Raw genomic sequence first — 4,614 nt, 5'->3', positions numbered from 1 at the left:
TTAAGGAAATATCTACTTACCTCTAGGTAGAGTAGATATCTGGGAAAATTCTCTGACGAATTTTCGACTACCTATATAGAAGTAAAATTTTAACCTCATCAGAAAACTGGCAAAAAGTCGAAGGAAGGCAAGAGGTAGTTGCTCCACTTCAGAAAATATCTACTTACCTCCAGATAAAGCAGATATTCTTGCAAAGTCTCTGACAAATTTTCCACTATCTATATAAGAATAAAATTTTCATCTCTGAGAAACACTGAGAAAAAGTCGTGGGGAGGCAAGAGGTAGTTGCTCAACTTCAGAAAATATCTACTTCTCTCTAAAAAGAGCAGATAATCTGGAAAATTTTCTGGCAAATTTTCCACTATCTATATATAGAAGTGAAAATTTAATCTGTGAAGAAAAATGGCAAAAAGTCTCAGAGAGGCAAGAGGTGAGGGATCTACTTCAAAAAATATCTACTTGCTTCTAGGTAAAGCAGATATCTGGAAAAAGTCTCTGACAAATTTGCAACTACTTATATATATAACTATATCTATATATAGAAGTAGAATTTTCACCTCTGAGGAAAATGGCAAAAAGTTGAGGGAAGACAAGAGACAGTTGCTCAACTTCAGAAAATATCTACTTACCTCTAGCTAAAGCAGATATTCTGGAAAAGTCTCTGACAAATTTTCGACTATCTATATATGGAAGTGAAATTTTCACCTCCTCAGAAAAATGGCAAAAAGTCCTGGGGAGACAAGAGGCTATCTCTCCACTATAGAAAATATCTACTTACTTCTAGTTAAAGCTGATATCTGGGAAAATTCTCTGACAAATTTTCGACTATCTATATATGGAAGTGAAATTTTCACCTCCTCAGAAAACTGACAAAAAGTCTCAGGGAGGTAAGAGCTAGTTTCTCTACTTCAGAAAATATTTACTTCCCTCTAGGTAGAGCAAATATTCTGGAAAAGTATCTGACAAATTTTCGAGTATCTATATAAGAATAAAATTTTCATCTCTGAGAAAAATTGGTAAAAATTTCAAACTTCAGTAAATATCAATTTTCCTCAACTTTCGGCGGATACTTTTCTAATACTTTCCGCAAATATTTCCCAGTATAAGACTCCAAATTCTCTGCCACCTCTTCTGGCGTTCCACAAACAATTATTTCTCCTCCTTTATCTCCTCCTTCGGGACCTAAATCTATTACCCAGTCGGCACAACGAATCACATCTAAATTATGCTCAATTACTACAATGGAATTTCCTTTATCTACTAATCTTTGCAAAACATTCAATAACTGATGAACGTCATAAAATGATAAACCTGTTGTTGGTTCATCTATTAAATAAATAGTTTTTCCTGTTGCTCGCTTAGACAATTCGGAAGCTAGTTTTACTCTTTGTGCTTCTCCACCAGAAAGAGTCGGTGCAGGTTGACCTAATTTGACATAACCTAATCCTACATCTACTAAAGTTTGTAATCTATTTGCTGCCCTGGGAATATTTTTAAATACTTCCAAACCTTCCTCTACAGTCATATCCAAAACATCAGCAATTGACTTATCTTTATATTTTACCTGTAAAGTTTCTCTACTATATCTTGCACCTTTGCAAACTTCACATTGCACATAAACGTCTGGCAGAAAATTCATTTCTATTACATTTACACCTTGTCCGCTACAAGCTTCACATCTGCCGCCTTTAACATTAAAAGAAAATTGCCCTGGTTTATAACCTCTGGCTTTTGCTTCTATGGTTTCGGCAAATATTCCTCTAATTACATCGAACACTCCTGTATAAGTTGCTGGATTTGAACGGGGTGTTCTGCCAATAGGTGATTGGTCAATGACGATTACTTTATCTATTGCTTTTAATCCTTTGATTTTTTCTAATTGTTTGGGAGAAGGAATATTTCGACTGAGATAATGTTGTAGAGCTGGATAAAGTAATTCGTTCATTAAGGTAGATTTTCCTGAACCGGAAACTCCAGTAATACAGACAAGTTTTCCTAAAGGAATTTCTATATCTATGTTTTTGAGATTGTTTCGATGACAATTTTTGAGTAGTAGAGATTTACCATTTCCTGATCTTCTTTCGGATGGAGTAGCAATAACTTTTTTGCCAGATAAATAAGCGCCTGTTAAAGACTCTTCTGTTGTTAATAATGTCTGGAAATTTCCATGAGAAATTATTCGCCCGCCATGCACTCCCGCTCCCGGACCTATATCAATAATATGGTCGGCAGTTCTAATAGTTTCCTCGTCATGTTCTACTACTATTAATGTATTTCCTAAGTCGCGAAGTTTGATTAAAGTTTGCAAGAGACGATTATTATCTCTTTGATGTAAACCAATACTTGGTTCGTCTAAAACGTAGAGAACTCCTGTTAAACCAGAACCAATCTGTGTTGCTAATCTAATTCTTTGCGCTTCTCCTCCAGAAAGTGTCATTGTTGCTCGATCTAATGTTAAATAATCTAAGCCAACATCCAACAGAAATTGTAATCTAGCTCGAATTTCTTTCAATACTAATTCTGCTATTTTTGCCTGGCGATCGCTTAGTTTTAAATTATCAATTTTCTCTAAACATTCTCGAATGGAAACTTCTGTAAAGTCGGTAATTTTATATTCTCCTACTTCTACGGAAAGTGCTTCTGGTTTTAGTCTTTTTCCTTGGCAAGTTTCGCAGGTTTGATTGACTAAGTATTGTTCTAATTTTTGTTTGATTAAATCTGAACCAGTTTCCTGATATTGTTTTTCCAAAGTAGGAATAACTCCAGGATAGTAACGATAATCTCCTTCTCCATTTTTCGTTTCTATCCAGATAGGTTCGTCGCTACCTTCAAGCACTAACTTTTGTTCTTTCTTGCTCAATTTATTCCAGGGAGTTTCTATCTCAAAGTCATAAGCTTCAGCCAAACTATAAAGCAGAGAAAAATAATAGGGATTTTCCTTATTCGACCAAGGAGCGATCGCTGAATATAAGGGTGCATTGGGGTCGGGTACTATTAACTCTGGGGAAAATTGTTTGAGACTACCCAAGCCGTGACAGGTCGGACAGGCACCGTAGGGGGAGTTGAAAGAAAAGAGTCGGGGTGACAATTCTTCCATCACTGCTCCATGTTCCGGACAGGCAAAATTTTCCGAAAATACTATTTGAGTCTGAGAATTTTCCATTTCTGCTTCTAGTTCCTGACTGGAATTAGCTGAATTATTGTCAGATTTAGAATTAGCTGAAGTTGCTATTTTTGCCGGAATTAGGTTATACTTATTTTTTGTAGGCACTGCCCCTATCTTTGCCGATGTGTTATTTAATACGTTAATTAATGCAATTCCAGTAGATTGACGTAGACAAGTATTTAGAGAATCTGCTAAACGTTCCTCTATTCCTGCCTTTTTAATCAGTCTGTCAATAACAATTTCTATAGTATGTGTACGATTTTTATCTAATTTGATGTTTTCAGCAATTTCTACGACCTCTCCATCAACCCTCAAACGAACAAATCCTTGAGCAGCTAAACTAGATAAAAGTTTCTGATGAGTCCCTTTTTTGCCTCGAACCACGGGAGCTAGGATATGAAATTTCGTGCGGTCTGGAAGAGCCATAACTCTGTCGCACATTTCATCAATGGTTTGAGGAGCAATATTATGGTGGCAAATTGGGCAATGGGGTTCTCCCGCTCTACCAAATAGTAATCTCAGATAGTCGTAAATTTCTGTGACGGTGCCGACCGTCGAGCGGGGATTATGGGATGTGGATTTTTGGTCGATGGAAATGGCAGGGCTTAATCCTTCTATGGAGTCTACGTCTGGTTTGTCGAGTTGTCCGAGAAATTGTCGGGCATAGGCGCTGAGGGATTCGACGTAGCGACGTTGCCCTTCGGCAAAAATTGTGTCGAAGGCGAGGGAGGATTTGCCGGAGCCAGAAACTCCTGTGAAGACTATGAGGCGATCGCGTGGGAGTTCTAGGTCGATGTTTTTGAGGTTATGTTGTCTGGCTCCTCGGATGCGGATGGTATTTTCAGGAGTGGTCATTTTAGTTATTAGTTTAGGGAATAGGGAGTAGGGAATAGGGAATAGGGAAAAAGAAGGGATGGTTGAAAGGGGCTAACTTTATTTCTTGGTCATAGAAATTTTGTTTGATAGTAGTAAATGATTGTAGCGTCTGGTTTGGGATTATCTGGTTTTCTGGAAAGTAATAAAATATCTTTTTCTGGCGATCGCTGCTCACCTTCCTAAAAATTCACTAATTTTCCAACTTCTCAAAAATTATAGATAACTGCCAAATTTTTTCCTACTATCAAATCTTTCCTTCTGTATCCTCACCCAGTGAAAAATCATCAATATTTTCATACCGGAAAAATTCGGCACGTCGAAGGATTCTCAGAAATTTTCCCCAGGAGCAATGGCAGAAATCTTTTCATTCTGCGAAGCATCCAGAGATATATGACTGTTTTTTTCCAGAATCTTTCCATCCGTCTCTTCTTAGTGGAAAGCCTCTAATATTTTCATTCTCGAAAGCACCTGAAAAATTCGGCGCGTCAAAGGATTTTCCTATATTCCTATAAATAAGCAGTGACAGAATCTTTTCATCTTGTGAAGCACCCAGAGAGATGTGCTGATTTTCC

Annotated in this window: 4 protein-coding genes; 2 read left to right on the top strand and 2 right to left on the bottom strand. The window is 37.3% G+C overall.

Going from position 1 to position 4,614, the window contains the following annotated elements:
• Positions 1–402 precede the first annotated feature (402 nt).
• Together AFK68_RS09655 and AFK68_RS36540 are read left to right on the top strand one after the other, a co-directional pair.
• Positions 403–639, top strand: a complete 237-nt coding sequence (locus AFK68_RS09655; RefSeq protein ID WP_094672525.1) for a hypothetical protein — start codon at positions 403–405, stop codon at positions 637–639.
• A 78-nt stretch (positions 640–717) separates the two neighbouring features.
• Complete coding sequence (locus tag AFK68_RS36540; RefSeq protein ID WP_168186392.1) at positions 718–870, top strand: hypothetical protein; 153 nt, start codon at positions 718–720, stop codon at positions 868–870.
• Between the two features lie 172 nt (positions 871–1,042).
• Here AFK68_RS36540 and uvrA read toward each other — a convergent pair whose 3' ends face one another.
• Together uvrA and AFK68_RS38540 are read right to left on the bottom strand one after the other, a co-directional pair.
• Positions 1,043–4,021: an excinuclease ABC subunit UvrA gene (uvrA, locus tag AFK68_RS09650; RefSeq protein ID WP_094672524.1), complete on the bottom strand. Its 2,979-nt coding sequence runs from the start codon at positions 4,019–4,021 to the stop codon at positions 1,043–1,045.
• Positions 4,022–4,406: 385 nt separating this feature from the next.
• Positions 4,407–4,614: hypothetical protein (locus AFK68_RS38540; protein ID WP_210407324.1), on the bottom strand; the 208-nt coding region annotated here is incomplete at its 5' end.

Origin of the sequence: Hydrocoleum sp. CS-953, assembly GCF_002260545.1 — a bacterium.
Taxonomy (GTDB): Bacteria; Cyanobacteriota; Cyanobacteriia; order Cyanobacteriales; family Microcoleaceae; genus Trichodesmium.
The sequence above is the reverse complement of the archived record's forward strand: the minus strand, read 5'-3'. Positions and strand labels throughout refer to the sequence as shown.

Excerpts from the sequence above, each read along its gene's own strand:
- AFK68_RS09655 (WP_094672525.1), top strand. The coding sequence starts at position 403 with ATGGCAAAAAGTCTCAGAGAGGCAAGAGGTGAGGGATCTACTTCAAAA.
- AFK68_RS36540 (WP_168186392.1), top strand. The coding sequence starts at position 718 with ATGGCAAAAAGTCCTGGGGAGACAAGAGGCTATCTCTCCACTATAGAA.
- uvrA (WP_094672524.1), bottom strand. The coding sequence starts at position 4,021 with ATGACCACTCCTGAAAATACCATCCGCATCCGAGGAGCCAGACAACAT.